Origin of the sequence: Aquabacterium soli (assembly GCF_003933735.1) — a bacterium.
Lineage (GTDB): Bacteria > Pseudomonadota > Gammaproteobacteria > Burkholderiales > Burkholderiaceae_C > Aquabacterium > Aquabacterium soli.
This window is the reverse complement of record NZ_RSED01000086.1, coordinates 1-491: the sequence shown is the minus strand read 5'-3', so window position 1 is coordinate 491 and position 491 is coordinate 1. Positions and strand designations below refer to the sequence as shown.

Genomic DNA, 491 nt, shown 5'->3' with positions numbered 1-491 from the left:
AAGGCTGCATCTGTGCATTAAAAAACATTAGGATGGCATGAACTCATAGCCAATGATGACCGATTCCTCGCCAGCAAGAACGATTTGCAAATTTGCTGGAAGGCTCATGGAGAGCTCGGTGAACTTCTCTGTTTGCACAGCTAGCCATTCAATGTCACTTGGAAGAAACGGTCCGATCGCTGTGCATTCCCAGTATCGGCCAGTTACATTGAACGCGATTTGTGGGCCAAGCGCATTAGGTTTTCCGTAACTATCGTAGCCCGTGATGACTTCTGCGCCTGGGTTTGCAACATTTGAGTATTCATCCCAGAGCAGTTTGATTCTTGCCGGAACTTGATGCAATGCGAGCGTGGGAAGTACCGCATGCCACCGTGTGTCGTTCATGTAGCTGCACTTCACATTGTTCAAATGCTCGCGCGCGCTTCGTGTCCTTGACTGCTTGGGGTTGTTCATCGGTGACTAACGAATAGTAATGGCTGGTGTTCTCGAAA

General features: G+C 48.9%; 1 protein-coding gene. It reads right to left on the bottom strand.

Annotated features, from left to right (window positions below):
• Nucleotides 1–27: 27 nt before the first annotated feature.
• The gene (locus tag EIP75_RS23900; RefSeq protein WP_125245681.1) at nt 28–384 is read right to left on the bottom strand and encodes a hypothetical protein; all 357 of its coding nucleotides are present in this window, start codon (nt 382–384) and stop codon (nt 28–30) included.
• Between the last annotated feature and the right edge of the window lie 107 nt (nt 385–491).